General features: G+C 70.9%; 16 protein-coding genes, 1 pseudogene and 1 riboswitch. Of the genes and pseudogenes, 9 read left to right on the forward strand and 8 right to left on the reverse strand.

Features of this window, described 5'->3' with window-relative positions; translation table 11 throughout:
- Positions 1-286 precede the first annotated feature (286 nt).
- The 6 genes and pseudogenes from B9S58_RS22405 to B9S58_RS22430 all read left to right on the forward strand — a co-directional run bounded on the left by B9S58_RS22405 (position 287) and on the right by B9S58_RS22430 (position 4,610).
- Positions 287-943, forward strand: coding sequence for a sigma-70 family RNA polymerase sigma factor (locus tag B9S58_RS22405; RefSeq protein WP_219818905.1), 657 nt, complete (start codon positions 287-289; stop codon positions 941-943).
- The gene (gene rsrA, locus B9S58_RS22410; RefSeq protein ID WP_103533877.1) at positions 940-1,260 is read left to right on the forward strand and encodes a mycothiol system anti-sigma-R factor; all 321 of its coding nucleotides are present in this window, start codon (positions 940-942) and stop codon (positions 1,258-1,260) included. Before B9S58_RS22405 ends, rsrA begins: the two co-directional genes overlap by 4 nt.
- A 211-nt stretch (positions 1,261-1,471) precedes the next feature.
- Positions 1,472-1,861 (forward strand): annotated as a pseudogene (locus B9S58_RS22415) (hypothetical protein); the annotation flags it as partial.
- 92 nt (positions 1,862-1,953) lie between these two features.
- The gene (locus tag B9S58_RS22420) at positions 1,954-2,949 is read left to right on the forward strand and encodes a hypothetical protein (protein WP_103533878.1); all 996 of its coding nucleotides are present in this window, start codon (positions 1,954-1,956) and stop codon (positions 2,947-2,949) included.
- Positions 2,950-3,069: 120 nt separating this feature from the next.
- Entirely contained in the window at positions 3,070-3,708 is a 639-nt protein-coding gene (gene def / locus B9S58_RS22425) for a peptide deformylase (protein ID WP_103533879.1), read from the forward strand.
- Positions 3,709-3,872: 164 nt separating this feature from the next.
- Complete coding sequence (locus B9S58_RS22430) at positions 3,873-4,610, forward strand: D-Ala-D-Ala carboxypeptidase family metallohydrolase (protein WP_103533891.1); 738 nt, start codon at positions 3,873-3,875, stop codon at positions 4,608-4,610.
- Between the two features lie 30 nt (positions 4,611-4,640).
- Here the strand turns inward: B9S58_RS22430 and B9S58_RS22435 are convergent, their stop codons facing one another.
- Entirely contained in the window at positions 4,641-5,621 is a 981-nt protein-coding gene (locus B9S58_RS22435; RefSeq protein ID WP_103533880.1) for a GlxA family transcriptional regulator, read from the reverse strand.
- 81 nt (positions 5,622-5,702) lie between these two features.
- On the opposite strand from B9S58_RS22435, the gene B9S58_RS22440 reads away from it, so the two are divergent.
- Entirely contained in the window at positions 5,703-5,918 is a 216-nt protein-coding gene (locus tag B9S58_RS22440) for a hypothetical protein (RefSeq protein ID WP_103533892.1), read from the forward strand.
- Positions 5,919-5,935: 17 nt separating this feature from the next.
- Here the strand turns inward: B9S58_RS22440 and B9S58_RS22445 are convergent, their stop codons facing one another.
- The 7 genes from B9S58_RS22445 to B9S58_RS22475 all read right to left on the reverse strand — a co-directional run bounded on the left by B9S58_RS22445 (position 5,936) and on the right by B9S58_RS22475 (position 14,145).
- The gene (locus B9S58_RS22445) at positions 5,936-6,952 is read right to left on the reverse strand and encodes a ribonucleotide-diphosphate reductase subunit beta (RefSeq protein ID WP_103533881.1); all 1,017 of its coding nucleotides are present in this window, start codon (positions 6,950-6,952) and stop codon (positions 5,936-5,938) included.
- The gene (locus B9S58_RS22450) at positions 6,952-9,375 is read right to left on the reverse strand and encodes a ribonucleoside-diphosphate reductase subunit alpha (protein ID WP_103533882.1); all 2,424 of its coding nucleotides are present in this window, start codon (positions 9,373-9,375) and stop codon (positions 6,952-6,954) included. Before B9S58_RS22450 ends, B9S58_RS22445 begins: the two co-directional genes overlap by 1 nt.
- A 136-nt stretch (positions 9,376-9,511) precedes the next feature.
- Positions 9,512-9,646, reverse strand: a riboswitch (cobalamin riboswitch).
- Positions 9,647-9,698: 52 nt separating this feature from the next.
- Complete coding sequence (locus B9S58_RS22455) at positions 9,699-10,208, reverse strand: GNAT family N-acetyltransferase (protein WP_103533883.1); 510 nt, start codon at positions 10,206-10,208, stop codon at positions 9,699-9,701.
- Positions 10,208-10,915 (reverse strand): hypothetical protein, encoded by a 708-nt coding sequence (locus B9S58_RS22460; RefSeq protein WP_103533884.1) that lies wholly within the window; start codon positions 10,913-10,915, stop codon positions 10,208-10,210. The genes B9S58_RS22455 and B9S58_RS22460 overlap by 1 nt, the downstream gene beginning before the upstream one ends.
- Positions 10,916-11,055: 140 nt before the next feature.
- Positions 11,056-12,690, reverse strand: coding sequence for a monocarboxylate uptake permease MctP (gene mctP, locus B9S58_RS22465; protein WP_103533885.1), 1,635 nt, complete (start codon positions 12,688-12,690; stop codon positions 11,056-11,058).
- Positions 12,687-12,941, reverse strand: coding sequence for a DUF3311 domain-containing protein (locus B9S58_RS22470; RefSeq protein WP_103533886.1), 255 nt, complete (start codon positions 12,939-12,941; stop codon positions 12,687-12,689). Before B9S58_RS22470 ends, mctP begins: the two co-directional genes overlap by 4 nt.
- A 211-nt stretch (positions 12,942-13,152) precedes the next feature.
- Positions 13,153-14,145, reverse strand: coding sequence for a LuxR C-terminal-related transcriptional regulator (locus B9S58_RS22475; protein ID WP_103533887.1), 993 nt, complete (start codon positions 14,143-14,145; stop codon positions 13,153-13,155).
- Between the two features lie 530 nt (positions 14,146-14,675).
- Between B9S58_RS22475 and B9S58_RS22480 the strand changes: the two genes are divergently transcribed.
- Complete coding sequence (locus B9S58_RS22480) at positions 14,676-15,017, forward strand: hypothetical protein (protein WP_258044890.1); 342 nt, start codon at positions 14,676-14,678, stop codon at positions 15,015-15,017.
- Positions 15,018-15,129: 112 nt separating this feature from the next.
- Positions 15,130-16,089, forward strand: a 960-nt coding sequence (locus B9S58_RS22485) for a glycosyltransferase family A protein (protein ID WP_103533893.1), incomplete at its 3' end; no start/stop codon positions are given.

The following is a 16,089-nucleotide window of genomic DNA, read 5'->3' on the forward strand; positions in this document are numbered from 1 at the left end:
CTCCCGCGTGTGGCGCAGGCCCCGGGAATGCTCCGCGCGGGGGCGCTGTTGTTCGGGACGTCGGTACAACAACGTCGTACGTGGAGAGGGAGTCCGTCGCATGGGTTCGACCATCTGCCCCAGCCGCTCGAACGCCGCTGACCTGGAGTGGAGCGTGCTGCCTGCGGCGAGGACCACCCCCGAGCGGCCCCTGGGCGGCGGTAATCGACAGGCCGTGCCGAAGCAAGGTCGACTATTCTCCGAGGCGAGCGGGTCCGGTTTCGGCTCCGCCACATCGTTGGAGGAGGTGGGTCCGGTCACAGGGACCGACACAGGGACCGACGACGGCCGTGCACCGGAGACGTCTGCCGAGCGCAATGCGCGCTTCGAGCGGGACGCCCTCGGCTTTCTCGACCAGATGTACTCGGCCGCACTGCGTATGACGCGCAACCCCGCCGATGCCGAGGACCTGGTTCAGGAGACCTACGCCAAGGCGTACGGCTCCTTCCACCAGTTCCGTGAGGGCACCAACCTCAAGGCGTGGATGTACCGCATCCTCACCAACACCTTCATCAACTCGTACCGCAAGAAGCAGCGGGAGCCCCAGCGCAGCGCCGCCGAGGAGATCGAGGACTGGCAGCTGGCCCGGGCCGAGTCGCACATGTCGACCGGTCTGCGCTCGGCGGAGTCCCAGGCGCTCGACCACCTCCCGGACTCCGACGTGAAGTCGGCGCTCCAGGCGATCCCCGAGGAGTTCCGCATCGCCGTGTATCTCGCCGATGTCGAGGGCTTTGCCTACAAGGAGATCGCGGACATCATGGGGACTCCCATCGGTACGGTGATGTCCCGGCTGCACCGCGGCCGCCGCCAGCTGCGCGGCATGCTGGAGGACTACGCCCGTGAGCGCGGGCTCGTCGCGGCCGGCGCCGGTGACTCGGACGCTCGGAAGGGCTCGGCCTCATGAGCTGCGGAGAGCCGCACGAGACGGATTGCTCGGAGGTCCTCGACCATCTCTACGAGTTTCTCGACCGGGAGATGCCCGAGGGCGACTGCACCAAGTTCGAGGTGCACTTCGAGGAGTGCTCCCCGTGCCTGGAGAAATACGGCCTCGAACAGGCCGTGAAGAAGCTGGTCAAGCGTTGCTGCGGACAGGACGACGTCCCGACCGACCTGCGTTCCAAGGTGATGGGCCGGATCGACCTGATCCGGGCCGGGGAGGCCGTGCCCGATCACGACGTGACGGTGCAGGACCCGGACCGGTCGGCGACCGCCGCCGAATAGTCACCCGAATGTGCTAATCGGATCCGTTGCGGCTCCGTGAGCCGCTCGACTCGCTGGCGTGGCACGTCCATCGACCATGCTGCGGGCGGGTGCGGGCGGGTGCGGGCGTGAGGGGCCCACCGGTGGCGGCACGTGCCTGCATCCTGGCCGCCGTCCCTCGGCGCGGTCTGGTGCACGCTCCCCGCGTACGACCCCGACGCCCCGGGCCGCGCTGACCGTCCTGGAGCACGCCGCCCTGATGCACGACATCGGCCGGCTCTCCCTCCTCGACCCGGTCGCCGGCGGTGCGACCGCCCGGCTGCCCGCCGCCGAGCAGCGCCGGATCGCCCTGCTAGGGAGTGGTCCGCCGGACCGGGGTCGATCCGGCGGTCGCGGCGGTGGTGGAGCAGCAGGCCGATCCGTACCGGGAGCAACTGCCCGCCGCCAGGATCGTCAGGACGGTCAACGCATACGCCGATCTGCGTGGGGAAGGCGTGGGCGGGCCGCTCGGCGCGCTGGAGCAGCTCAGGCTCGGCACGGGGCGCGACCACCAGCCGCAGGTGGTGGAGGCGCTGGGACGTGTCCTCGCGAGGGCGGTCTGACCCCGGCCGGAGCTGGGTAACCCATGGGTAATGAGCGGGCGTCCGGCCGGGCATGGTTGGATGCGAAAGCAGAGCGGATGACGAGGGTGTCCAGTCGGGACAGGCGGGAATCGTGAGGATCTTCGGGAAGGTACGGCATCGGCCGTCCGCCTCTTGGCGGCAGGCCACGGACCGCGCGTTCACGCTGATCGGCGACGGCCGGTACGAGGACGCGGGGGCGCTGCTGACGCGCGCGGCGGATCTGGAGCCCTGGCTCTCGGAGTCCTGGTTCAATCTGGCGCTGCTGCACAAGTTCCGGCACGACTGGGAGCAGGCGAGGGCGGCGGGCCTGCGGGCCGTCGCGCTGCTCGACCGGGAGTCCGGCGCCCCGGACTGGTGGAACGTGGGGATCGCGGCCACCGCGCTCCAGGACTGGCCGCTGGCGCGGCGGGCCTGGCAGGCGTACGGGCTGAAGGTCCCCGGCGGCGGCCAGCACAGCGCGGCCACCACCGAGCCGACCGGCATGGAGCTGGGCAGCGCCGCCGTGCGGCTCTCGCCGGAGGGCGAGGCCGAGGTGGTCTGGGGCCGCCGGCTCGACCCGGCCCGGATCGAGGTGCTCTCGATCCCGCTGCCGTCCTCCGGGCGGCGCTGGGGCGAGGTCGTCCTGCACGACGGGGTGCCCAACGGCGAGCGGGTCACCGCGGCCGGGCCCTCGTATCCGGTGTTCGACGAGATCGAGCTGTGGGCGCCTTCCCCGGTGCCGACCTGGGTGGTTCTGCTGGAGGCGGCCACCGAGGACGACCGGGACGCGCTGGAGAGGCTGGCATCGGACGCCGGGTTCGCCGCCGAGGACTGGTCCTCCTCCGTACGGCTGCTGTGCCGGGCGTGTTCGGAGAGCCGGATGGAGAGCGACGAGGGCGACGGGGAGCACCTGGACCCGCACGACCACAGTGAGCCGGGCCACCCGGGACCGCTGGGTCACCGCACCGCGGGCGCCGGTGACCTGTGGGTCCCGGAGCGCGAGTGCGGTCTCGCGGCCCCCGCCGGCCTGGTGCGCGGGCTGCTGGACGGCTGGGTCGCCGACAGCCCGGACAGCCGTGAGTGGCGGGATCTCGAAGAAGTCTGCTGACCTGTGCCCGTAGGCTGTACGCGCACCGATCGCGGTGCTGTCCCACCCGCGGTTCCCGGGTTTCGACCGGATGCGGCGGGGTCACCGAGTTCAGGTTTTGCAGGAAGGCGTACGGCGGACATGTCGCAGCAGGAGACGGACGGGCGGATCGGCGTGGACGACGAGGGGTTCCTCGTCGACACGGAGGACTGCGAGGAGCGCGAGGCGGCCTATCGCGAGCGCGGTACCTCCCGTCCGATCACGGTCGTGGGCAACCCGGTGCTGCACAAGGAGTGCAAGGACGTCACCGCGTTCGACGACGAGTTGGCGCGGCTGATCGACGACATGTTCGCGAGCCAGAAGACGGCCGAGGGCGTCGGCCTGGCCGCCAACCAGATCGGCGTGGATCTGAAGGTCTTCGTCTACGACTGCCCCGACGACGACGGCAAGCGTCACACCGGCGTCATCTGCAACCCGGTCCTGGAGGAGCTGGCCCCCGAGGCGCGGGTGCTGGACGATTCCAACGAGGGCTGCCTCTCGGTGCCGACCGCGTACGCCTCGCTCGCCCGTCCCGACTACGCGGTGGTGCGCGGGCAGGACGCGCAGGGAAACCCGGTCAAGGTGCGGGGCAGCGGCTACTTCGCGCGCTGCCTCCAGCACGAGACGGATCACCTGTACGGCTACCTGTACATCGACCGGCTCTCCAAGCGGGAGCGCAAGGACGCGCTGCGGCAGATGGACGAGGGCACGCCGCGCTACGAGGTCGTCCCGAACGGCTGAGGACGTCCCGGCAGGGCCCGGAACCGGTTCGCCGGTCCCGGGCCCTGCCGGTTTCGCTCCGCCCCTGGCAGACAACCGCAGTTTACCCAGGGGTGGTTGACGCGCGTAGCTGATCGGTGCAGGCTCACGGGCAGATCGACCGTGACGTTCAGAAGGAGACCCTCGTGCTGAGACGTACCGCACGCGTTCTGCTCGGATTTGTCATGACCATTTCCTTTGCACTGGGTGGTGCGGTGCTGACCGCCGGCACCGCGCAGGCCGACGGCTGCTACACCTGGAACCGCACCCTGAAGGCCGGCGCCACCGGCAACGACGTCACCCAGCTCCAGATCCGGGTGGCCGGCTACCCGGGCTACAACGCGGTCCTCGCCATCGACGGCTCCTACGGCCCCGCGACCACCGCCGCCGTCAAGCGGTTCCAGTCGGCCTACGGCCTGGCCGCCGACGGGATCGCCGGGCCCGCCACCCAGTCCAAGCTCTACGCGCTCCAGGACAACGACTGCACGCCGATCCACTTCACGTACCCCGAGCTCAACAAGTGCAACAGCACCTGGGCCGGCGGGAAGGTCTCGGCGGGCACGGCCAGGGCCAACGCGCTGAGCAGCATGTGGAAGCTGGAGGCGCTGCGCCACGCGCTGGGTGACCAGCCCATCCGCGTCACCAGCGGCTTCCGTTCCGTCTCCTGCAACGCGGCCGTGGGCGGAGCCTCCAACAGCCGTCATATGTACGGCGACGCGGTCGACCTCGGCGCCTCCCCGCACTCGCTGTGCACGCTGGCCAAGCGGGCCCGCTACCACGGCTTCCGGGGAATCCTCGGCCCCGGCTACTCGGGCCACAACGATCACGTGCACGTCAACGCGGGCCCCAACCGCTTCTGGTCGGCGCCCAGCTGCGGTATCTGACCCTCCCGCGACCTCCGTGCCCGGCGGCGCTCAGGCGACGTCGGGCACGGCCGTGGCCGACGGGCCCCGGAAGGTGCGGCGGTAGGCGTTCGGCGTGGTGCCCAGTGACCGCACGAACTGGTGTCGCAGCGTCGCCGCCGTACCGAAGCCCGTCTGCCCCGCGATCGTGTCGATCGTCCGGTCGGAGGTCTCCAGCAGGTGCTGGGCCAGCAGCACCCGCTGCCGCAGCAGCCAGCGGTACGGCGTGGTCCCGGTCTCCTGCTGGAACCGCCGGGCGAAGGTGCGCGGCGACATGTGCGCCAGCGCGGCCAGCTGCTCCACGCTCATCTCCTGGTCGAGGTGCTGTTCCATCCAGGCCAGGGTGGAGCCGACCGTGTCACAGCCGTTCCGGGGCAGCGGGCGGCTGATGTACTGCGCCTGCCCGCCGTCCCGGTGCGGCGGCACCACCATGCGCCGGGCGAGGGTGTTGGCCGCCTCCTGGCCGTACTCCTGCCGGATCAGGTGCAGACAGGCGTCGATCCCGGCGGCGGTGCCCGCGGAACTGATCACCGGGCCCTCGTCCACGTACAGCACGTCCGGCTCGACGATCGCCTTCGGGTGGCGCCGGGCCAGTTCCTCCGTGTGCCGCCAGTGCGTGGTGCAGCGGCGGCCGTCCAGCAGTCCGGCCGCGCCGAGGGCGTACGCCCCCGAGCAGACGCTCAGCACCCGCGAGCCGCGCTCCACGGCACGGCGCAGCGCGTCGAGGACCTCCGCGGGATACTCCCGCGCCATGAAGTTGCTGCCCGCCGGCACGGCGATGAGGTCGGCCTCCTCCAGCCGCTCCAGGCCGTGCGGCGTGGTGATGGTGAAGCCCGCGTGGGTGTTCAGGACGGGGCCCTCGGCGGAGACCACCGCGAAATCGTGCACCGGCAGGCCCTCGTCGCTGCGATCCAGGCCGAACACCTCGCACAGGACGCCGAGTTCGAAGGGGTGGACCTCGTCGAGGAGGAGGGCGGCGACATTGGTGAGCATGGGCCCAGTGTGGCAGTTATTTGATGCCGCATGGCAGTCCTGCCACTGATGATTTTCGTCCGGGCGGTCCAGAGTAGAGGCATGAACACATTCCTGAACTACCTGGTCGTATTGGCACTTTTCGCCCTCGTCCTCGCGCCCGTGGCCCTCGGCCTCGCCCGTGAACGCCGTATCGACCGCCAGCTGCGGGAGGCGGAACGGGGGCGGTGGGCGGCCGGACCCCCGGAAACGGAAAGCGCCGCGCGACCGGTCCCGGCCGCGCGGCGCCCCTACCTCAGGAGTTGGGCGAGGATCTGAGAGACCCCCCCCGGGGGCTAGAAGTCGTCGTCGAACCCGACCGAGCCCTCCACCGCCACCTGATAGGCGGACGGGCGGCGCTCGAAGAAGTTCGTCAGCTCCTGGACACCCTGGAGCTCCATGAAGGAGAACGGGTTCTCCGAGCCGTACACCGTCGGGAAGCCGAGGCGCGCGAGCCGCTGGTCGGCGACGCACTCCAGGTACTGGCGCATCGACTCGGTGTTCATGCCCGGCAGGCCCTCGCCGCACAGGTCACGGCCGAACTGCAGCTCCGCCTCGACCGCTTCCCTCAGCATGTCGGTGACCTGCTGCTCCAGCGCGTCGTCGAAGAGCTCCGGCTCCTCCTTGCGGACGGTGTCCACGACCTCGAACGCGAAGTTCATGTGCATCGTCTCGTCACGGAACACCCAGTTGGTGCCCGTGGCGAGACCGTGCAGCAGACCCCGCGAGCGGAACCAGTACACGTACGCGAACGCGCCGTAGAAGAACAGCCCCTCGATGCACGCCGCGAAGCAGATCAGGTTCAGCAGGAAACGGCGGCGGTCCGCCTTCGTCTCCAGCCGGTCGATCTTCTCGACCGAGTCCATCCACTTGAAGCAGAACTGGGCCTTCTCACGGATCGAGGGGATCTCCTCGACCGCGTCGAACGCGGCGGCCCGGTCGTCCGGGTCGGGCAGATAGGTGTCCAGCAGCGTCAGATAGAACTGGACGTGCACGGCCTCCTCGAAGAGCTGCCGCGACAGGTACAGCCGCGCCTCGGGGGAGTTGATGTGCTTGTACAGCGTCAGCACGAGGTTGTTGGAGACGATCGAGTCACCGGTCGCGAAGAACGCCACCAGCCGGCCGATCATGTGCTGCTCGCCCGGCGACAGCTTGGCGAGGTCGGAGACGTCCGAGTGGAGGTCGACCTCCTCCACGGTCCAGGTGTTCTTGATCGCGTCCCGGTAGCGCTCGTAGAAGTCCGGGTAGCGCATGGGGCGCAGGGTCAGCTCGAAGCCCGGGTCGAGCAGGTTCTTGTTGTCGTCGGTGCTCATTACTGGCAGGCCTCGCAGGACTCGGGGTTTTCGAGGGAGCAGGCGATGGCGTCCGCGTCGGGAGCCGAGGCCTGCTGTACGGGAATGGGGGCGGCGGCCGCCGTCTGACCGGACGCGGCACGGGCGATCCGGGTCGCCGGGCGCGAACGCAGGTAGTACGTCGTCTTCAGCCCCTGCTTCCAGGCGTACGCGTACATCGAGGAGAGCTTGCCGATCGTCGGCGTTTCCAGGAACAGGTTGAGCGACTGGCTCTGGTCGAGGAACGGCGTACGGGCCGCCGCCATGTCGATCAGACCGCGCTGCGGGATCTCCCACGCGGTGCGGTACAGCGCCCGTACGTCGTCGGGGATCCAGGCGAAGCCCTGCACCGAGCCGCTCGCCTCGCGCAGCGCCTCACGGGTGCGCGCGTCCCACACGCCGAGCTTCTTCAGCTCGTCCACCAGATAGGCGTTGACCTGGAGGAACTCACCGCTGAGCGTCTCGCGCTTGAACAGGTTGGAGACCTGCGGCTCGATGCACTCGTACACCCCGGCGATCGAGGCGATCGTGGCGGTCGGCGCGATGGCCAGCAGCAGCGAGTTGCGCATGCCGGTCTTCGCGACCCGGGCGCGCAGGGCGTCCCAGCGCTCCGGCCAGTTCAGCTCGGTGTCGTAGTGGTCGGGGTGCAGCACTCCGCGCGCGGCCCGGGTCTCGGACCAGGCGGGCAGCGGACCGGAGCGTTCGGCGAGGTCGCAGGACGCCTCGTACGCGGCGAGCATGATCCGCTCGGAGATCTTCGTGGAGAGCGCGCGGGCCTCGGGCGAGTCGAAGGGCAGACGCAGCTGGAAGAAGACGTCCTGGAGGCCCATCGCGCCCAGGCCGACCGGCCGCCAGCGGGAGTTGGAGCGTCCGGCCTGCTCGGTCGGGTAGAAGTTGATGTCGACGACCCGGTCCAGGAAGGTCACCGCGGTCCGCACGGTGGCGTCCAGCCGCTCCCAGTCGATCGAGCCGTCCGCCACGAACGCGCCCAGGTTGACCGAACCCAGGTTGCAGACGGCCGTCTCACCGTCGTCGGTGACTTCGAGGATCTCGGTGCACAGGTTCGAGGAGTGGACGACCCGGCCCGGCACGGCGGTCTGGTTCGCGGTCCGGTTGGAGGCGTCCTTGAACGTCATCCAGCCCTGGCCGGTCTGCGCGAGCGTCCGCATCATCCGGCCGTACAGCTCACGCGCGGGAATCGTCCTGCGGGCCAGCCCCTTGGCCTCGGCCGCCCGGTAGGCCGCGTCGAACGCGTCGCCCCACAGGTCGACCAGCTCGGGCACATCGGCCGGGGAGAACAGCGACCAGTCGGTGTCCGCGTCGACCCGGCGCATGAACTCGTCCGGGATCCAGTGCGCCAGGTTCAGGTTGTGCGTACGCCGCTGGTCCTCACCGGTGTTGTCGCGGAGCTCCAGGAATTCCTCGATGTCCGCGTGCCAGGTCTCCAGGTAGACCGCCGCCGCGCCCTTGCGCCGGCCACCCTGGTTCACCGCCGCGACGGAGGCGTCCAGCGTCTTGAGGAACGGCACGATGCCGTTGGAGTGCCCGTTGGTGCCCCGGATCAGCGAACCCCGGGCGCGGATGCGGGAGTACGACAGACCGATGCCGCCCGCGTGCTTGGAGAGCCGTGCCACCTGGTGGTAGCGGTCGTAGATCGAGTCCAGCTCGTCCTTCGGCGAGTCCAGCAGATAGCAGGAGGACATCTGCGGGTGCCGGGTGCCGGAGTTGAAGAGGGTGGGGGAGGAGGGGAGGTAGTCCAGCCGGCTCATCAGCCCGTACAGCGCGGCGACCTCGTCCAGCGCCCGCACCGAGTCGTCCTCGGCGAGACCGGCGGCCACGCGCAGCATGAAGTGCTGCGGGGTCTCGATGACCTGGCGGGTGAGCGGGTGGCGCAGGAGGTAACGGCTGTGCAGCGTCCGCAGACCGAAGTAGCCGAAGCGGTCGTCGGCGCCGTCCGCCATGGCCTGCCCGACGAGCCGGTCGAGCGCGGCCGCGTGGAGCTCCACGAACGCGGCGGTGCGGTCGGCGATCAGACCCTCGCGGTGCCCCACGGCGACCGAGGCGGAGAAGGACGTCGCGCCCTGCCCCGCGGCCTCGTCCGCGATGGTGCGGGTCAGCAGCCGGGCGGCGAGCCGGGAGTACGCCGGGTCCTCGGAGATCAGCCCCGCGGCGCCCTCGGTGGCCAGCGAGCGCAGCTCGGCCTCGTCGGAACGGGCGTTGCGCCCGCGCAGCGCGGCGGCGGCGACCCGGCCGGGGTCGGTGTCGGGAAGATCGACGGTGAGGTCGGTCAGGGTCCGCAGCAAGGCGGTCCCGGGGCCGTCGTTCGGGGCCTTCCCGGCCGTGGTCGACGCCGGGGGCACTGTGGATTCGGTGGCTGAAACCGGATCGGCGGGCGCGATGGTCACTGGGCTTTCCCTCGCTCGGCAGGGGCCGGCGGAAGGCGGGGAAGCCGGGCAGCGCGAAACCCCGGGGCAGGGCAGCACAGCTGACGGCGTCCACCGGCCTTTCCGCGAGGCCCGGACGTCTGGCGTCCGGTTCGGTCGAGCCGGACGCGCTGTCGACAGGTCTTCGGACTTCAGGTGTGCAAAGCACACTGATCACACCGTTGCGGGACAGTTCCGGATTCGCACCGGATTCCCCTGCGGCGACAGCGAGGTCGAGCATACATGTGGGGGCCGCTGGATGATGCGGCCCCCACATGTTGTGTCGCGGCGATTCGGCGTGCCCCTCAGGAGGTCGCCCGCAGATCCAGCCGGAAGGTCATGAGCCTTAGGCCCGGCACCGGTTCCCAGTCCCGTTCGGGGGTCCGCAGAAAGCCGAGCCGACGGTAGATCCTATGGGCTCCGAGCATGGCCGGCTGCGTCGACAGCACCAGCCCCCGGACCCCGTCGGCGGACCGCGCGCGCTCGACGCACGCCCGCACGAGAGCCTCCCCCACGCCTCGGCCACGCCCCGTCCGGGCCACGGCCAGCATCCGGAACTCGGCCTCGTCCGGACCGGCGATGTCGCACCACGGGGCGCCGGGCGCGGCATACGTCACACCGCCGAGCACCGCCCCGTCCGCGTCGAGCGCGACGAGGACCTCGGCCTCGGCCGCCCGTTGCTCCACCGCCCGCAACTTGAGCAGATACGGGTCCCGCGGGCCGTCCAGCAGATCGTCGCCGAGATATGCCTCGGCGACGATCTCGCCGAGGACGGCGTACTCGCCGGGCTCCGCCACCCTGATCGTCAGATCCATCAGCCACTCGCCCCCACGTCGTTGTTGGGGGCGCCGTCGCCCACCGGCGGCAGGTCGCCACGTTCGACCGGCTGCTGCCCGGGGGCCTCCTCGGCCGGCTGCTGCCCGGGGGCCTCGCCGGCCGGTGGCAGCACCTGGTCCAGCTCGTGGTCGTCGGCGCGGTGGGCGGCCCGCGCCGCCGACCGCAGCGTCGCCCGGTCCACCTCTTCGCGCGCCCCGCTCACGGTGACCACGAGCCCGCCCTTCTCCCGGGCGTAGGCGTGGCCCGACTCCGTTGCCCGGTACCACTGTTGGCCGTCCCGCTCGCACGTCACCAGAGGCCCCTCGATACCGGCGGGCGCGGGGGCCTTCGTACAGTCGGCTCCGGCGTGCGCCCGGCGCTCCACCCGCAGCTGGAGCTGCCCGCCCTCGGGCGTGATGTAGACGCTGCCGAACCCGTCGTCACCGACCACCCCGACCGACTGGCGGGCCAGGGCGTACCTCGGGGCTTCGGTCACCCACACATGCTCCACGACGGTCTGTACGGCCCGCGCCCGCGCCTCCAGCTCCGCCCGGTCGGGCGCCGACGCGTCCGAGCCGTTTCGCCCCGCCGCCTCCGAGTCGGGCGCGGGTACGGTGCCGCAGGCGGTCGCCGTCGCCAGGGCCAACGCCAGCGTCATGGTCAGGAGTGCGGGCCGGAGCCGGGGCCGCCAGGAGTGCGATGTCATGGGCACATCCTTTCGTACGGTGAGGGCTCCGCGCACCGCGAAGAAGGGGCCGGTGACGGAAGGCACCCGGGCCGCCGCCCGCTCCGACGTGGGAGGGGTGACGGCCCGGGGTCCCAGGACCTGTTGTGGGCGTCCGGCGGTCAGTGGCCGCCCGGCGCGCCCGCCGTGGCCGGCGGGAGCTTCTCCTTCACGCCCGGGTCACCGGCGTCCGCCGTGTAGTCGGAGGGCGAGGTCTCGTCGATCCCCACCGGGGCCTTCAGCGCGCTCAGGACGAACGTGAGGACGATGACGACCACCAGGTTCAGCACGAACGCCGTCAGCCCGATGTAGCCGATCTCCCCGATGCCCGGGATCTCCTTGGAGGACCCGCCGAAGTGCTTCTGTGTCGGGCTCGCCACGCCGTACGCGGCGATCGTCCCGTACAGCATGCCGACCGCCCAGCCCGCGATGAGCGCCCAGCGGTGGAACCACCGGGTGAACAGACCGCCGACCAGGGCGGGCATCGTCTGGAGGATCCAGATGCCGCCGAGGAGCTGGAAGTTGATCGCGACCGTCTTGTCCATCGTCAGGACGAACGCCAGCGCACCGACCTTCACCAGCAGCGACACCAGCTTGGAGACCTTCGTCTCCTGGGCGGGTGTGGCGTCCGGTCTGATGAAGTCCTTGTAGATGTTCCGGGTGAAGAGGTTCGCCGCGGCGATCGACATGATCGCGGCGGGCACCAGCGCGCCGATGCCGATGGCGGCGAACGCCACCCCGGCGAACCAGGCGGGGAACATGTTCTCGAACAGCTGGGGAATGGCCAGCTGGCCGTTGTCCACCTTGATCCCGGCGGCGATCGCCATGAAGCCGAGCAGCGCCAGAAGCCCCAGCATCACCGAATACAGCGGCAGGATCGTGGTGTTGCGCCGGATCACCTCACGGCTCTTGCTGGACAGCGTCGCCGTGATGGAGTGCGGATACATGAACAGCGCCAGCGCCGAGCCCAGCGCCAGAGTGGCGTAACCCCACTGCCCCATCTCGCCCGGGACCAGTGAACCGCGCGGCTTTCCGGTGGCCGGGTTCTCCTGGGCGAACGCCTCGCTCGCCTTGGTGAAGATCTCGTCGAAGCCGCCGAGCTTGATCGGGATGTAGATGATGGCGACGGCGATGACGAGGTAGATCAGCCCGTCCTTGACGAACGCGATCAGTGCCGGCGCCCGCAGCCCCGAGGAGTAGGTGTAGGCGGCCAGCACCGCGAAGGCGATGAGGATCGGCAGGTCCCTGATGAACCAGTGCGTGGTCTCGCCGCCGCCGACGCCCATCACGTCCAGCACCGCCTGGATGCCGACGAGCTGCAGCGCGATGTACGGCATGGTGGCGAGGATGCCCGTGACGGCGACCGCCAGCGACAGCCCCTTCGAGCCGAACCGGCCGCGGACGAAGTCCGAGGTGGTGACGTAACCATGCTTGTGCGACACCGACCACAGCCGCGGCAGGAAGGTGAAGATCAGCGGGTAGACCAGGATCGTGTACGGCACGGCGAAGAAGCCGGCCGCGCCCGCCGCGTAGATCGCCGCCGGGACGGCGACGAAGGTGTACGCGGTGTAGAGGTCGCCCCCGAGCAGGAACCAGGTCACCCAGGTGCCGAACGACCGGCCGCCCAGGCCCCATTCGTCCAGGGTCGCCTCGTTGTCGGCCCGGCGCCAGCGCGCGGCCATGAAGCCCATGACCGTGACGGCCACGAAGAAGAAGATGAAGACGGCGAGTGCGACGCCGTTCACGCCGTCGTTCATGCGGACACACCCCCCTTGCGGGCGCGCTGGTCACGCTGCCACAGCTTGTACGCGATCATCGTCAGCGCGGTGGAGATGACCACCCAGAGCATCTGGTACCAGTAGAAGAACGGGATGCCGATGAACTTCGGCTCGATCCGGGCGTACGAACTCACCCAGAGCATCGCGACGAACGGCGCGACCAGACAGATCCCGATGACCACTCTCCCAGGTGTGACCGTGGGTGGTTTCGCCCCTGTGTCTTCGGGCATGTTGGTGACTCCGTCCCCTCGCTGATCACCGGTGCAATGGGCAGGAAATCTAAAGGACGCGTCCGCTCAGCGTCATCCCCTGTCCGCATTGCGGTCCGGCAACGGTGATGTTCATCAACGGGACACGGATGCGGCCCCGATGCGGTTCATCAACGGGACACGGATGCGGCGTCGATGCGGTTCATCCGGTTCCGACCGGGCCGGTGTCCGGTCAGATCCAGCCCCGGCGCGCTGCCTCGGCGCCCGCCTGGAACCGGCTCCGGGCCTGCGTCCGGGCCGTCAGTTCGGCGTTCATCCGGCGCACGGTGCGCAGGGACACTCCCAGCCGGCGGGCGGCGGTCGCGTCCGTGTGCCCCTTCGCCAGCAGGGACAGCAACTCGTCCTCCTGCGGGGTCAGCCCGTTGCCGTCGCGCCGGAGGGCCGAGCCGAGCGGGGTGGCGGCGGTCCACAGCTGCTCGAACAGCAGCCGCGCCACCGCGACGGCCCCCTTGCTGCGCAACTCCAGCGCGCCCGCCCGGCCGTCGTCGGGGTCCAGCGGCACCAGGGCGACCTCCCCGTCGACCACGACCATGACCAGCGGCAGTGTGGGCAGCGTACGGCTCTCCGCGCCGAGCAGGCTCAGCCGGTTCACGTAGCGCAGGGTCGGCGGATCGTTGCGGAAGCTGTCCTGGTAGATGCTGCGGAGCCGCACGCCGCGCTCCAGCGCCCGCCGGTCCAGCGGTCCGCTGGCCTCCAGTGTGTCCGGGGACTGCGCGCCGCCGGGCAGCAGCGAGAGGCACTCCGTCCGGGCCAGTTCGGCCAGTTCGGTCAGCCGCTCGCGCACCGCGTCGAGTCCCTCCAGCCGCTTGATGACGTCGAAGCCCCCGCCCGCCCGTCGGCCCTGCTCCGTGGTGAGGGCCGACATCGCGTCTCTTGCGACCTCAAGTCCTCTTTGCTGCCGGGCTAGTTCGGCTTCCCGGCGGGAGAGCAGGAACGGCAGGCTGGCGGCCGGGTCCAGCGCACGGAAGACCGCCGGGCCCTGCTCCGTACCGCGAGGGCCGTCGTCCAGCAGACAGAGCTCGGCCAGCTGGTCCAGGGCCCGGCGCACGTCCTCCTCGCTCCGCCCGAGCCGCGCCACGATCTCGTCCAGCCGCAGTTCCGGCTCCTCCAGGACGAGCCGATACACCAGCTCCGTCCGTGCGTCCAGCCCCAGTACCTCTAACATCTCTGGCTCCCCCGCAGATGTCACGCCGTCCCCGTACGCCAGTACGGGTCGCCACTTCAGCACCGGGCGCGAGTGTAGGGCGACGTGTCGTGAAGGTATAGACCAGGTCCACGGTATGGAAGGGCTCCGCGAGGCCGTGCGTGGCCGGAAAAGCCGAGGCCGACAGGGAGCGGGACGGGCACCGGACGGCGCGCGCATGGCCGGAAGGTGTCAGGCAGTTACCTGCCACCTCCACATCGTCCCAGGCAGCGGGCCCCGTACGGCCGCCCGGGCGGCTGGCACCCTGCTGCCCCGCAACTCCCGGCCACCCGGGGACCGTGGCCCCCGGGGCGGCGATGGCGACAGGATCAGGCCGTCACACGGCATCCACACATCGCTACTTCCCGAGGAGTTCCTCATGCGGGCGTTCCGTCTTTCCGCCCTTCGCCACTCGCCGGCCGTCACCGTTGTCACGGCGGCGGCGACCGCGTTCGCCGCCTCGGGCCCGGGCGGCTTCTCCTGGGGGTGACCCGGGCCGGCGGGACGCCCCCGTGTTCCTGGTGACCGCGCTCCTCGTACGCACCGAACCCCCGCGTCCCGACCGGTGGACGGCCCGGGACCTGGCCCGGTCGCTGCGCTCCCGTCACGTCCGCGCGGGTCCCCGGAGCGCCGGCCCGCGCCTCCCGGGCCCGGTCCACGTGTACGTCGCCGAGAGCCCGGACGGCTCGGTCCGCGCCGCGCTCTACATGGAGAGCCCCGATCCCGTGCACGCCGAACTGGCCGCGCTGGACTATCTCCTGGCCACCCTGAGCGCCGCCCGGCCCGCCTCGCTCGCCTGGCGGCCCGTGGCCCTGGGGGGTGTCTCGTCGGTCAGGCCCCGGCCCGCGGTCTGACCGACCTGATCGACGAGACGCCCCGGGGTGTCCCGGGCCGCCCGGACCAGCACCGACTTCCCGAACCGAAAGGACCGGACCCGCCATGCCCCGGGAGCGCCCCACCGTGTCAGTGATCATTCCCAACCACAACTACGAGAAGACCCTGCGGGCCTGTCTGGAATCCGTCTACGCCCAGACCCTGCGCCCGCTGGACGTGGTCGTCGTGGACGACGCCAGTACCGACCGCTCGTGTGACATCGCCCGCGAGTTCCCCTGCGTACTCGTGGCCCGCCCGGACAACGGAGGGGTCTCCGCCGCCCGCAACCTCGGCGTCGCCGCGTGCGCCGGGCAGGTGCTGTTCTTCCTCGACTCCGACATCGCGCTGGCCCCCGACGCGATCGAGAACGCCGTCGACCTGCTCATGGACGACCCGGAGACCGGGTGCGTCCACGGCGTCCTGGACCCCGAACCGCTCTTCGACGACGGCCCGGTGGAGGCCTACCACTGCCTGCACGCCCACTTCTGGCGTCGCCGCAGCGCCGGAGTCGTCGGCACCGCCTTCTTCGCGCTCGCCGCGATCGAGCGCCGCGTCTTCGAGGCGACCGGGCCCTTCGACGAGAACCTCCGCGACTCCGAGGACGTCGAGTACAGCGACCGCCTCGCAGCCACCCACCGCATCCGCCTCAGCGAGCGGGTGACCGGCCGCCACGACGATGTGGACCGGCTGCTGCCGATGCTCGCCGAGCAGTACCGCCGCTCCCGGCTGCTGGTCCCCGTCGCCGCCGTCGAGCGCCGGCGCGGCGGCGGACTGCGCGCCAACCGCACCGGCGGCGTCCTGGCGGCCGGCCTGGTCCCGCTCACCCTCCCGCTCGCGCTGCTCACCCCCTGGCTGCTCACCGCGCCCCTGGCCTGCGCCCTGGCCTTCGCGCTGGCGGACCCGGGCCTGAGCCGCTTCGTGGCCCGCCGCAAGGGGCGGCTCTTCCTCCTCCGTTTCACCGCGCTGCACTTCGCCGTGCACCTGGCCCTCGTCCTCGGCGCGGCGACGGGCGGCGTGCGCTGGCTGGTGGACCCCCGCTTCGGCCCCTCCGTC

It is taken from the genome of Streptomyces sp. SM11 (assembly GCF_002910905.1).
GTDB lineage: Bacteria > Actinomycetota > Actinomycetes > Streptomycetales > Streptomycetaceae > Streptomyces.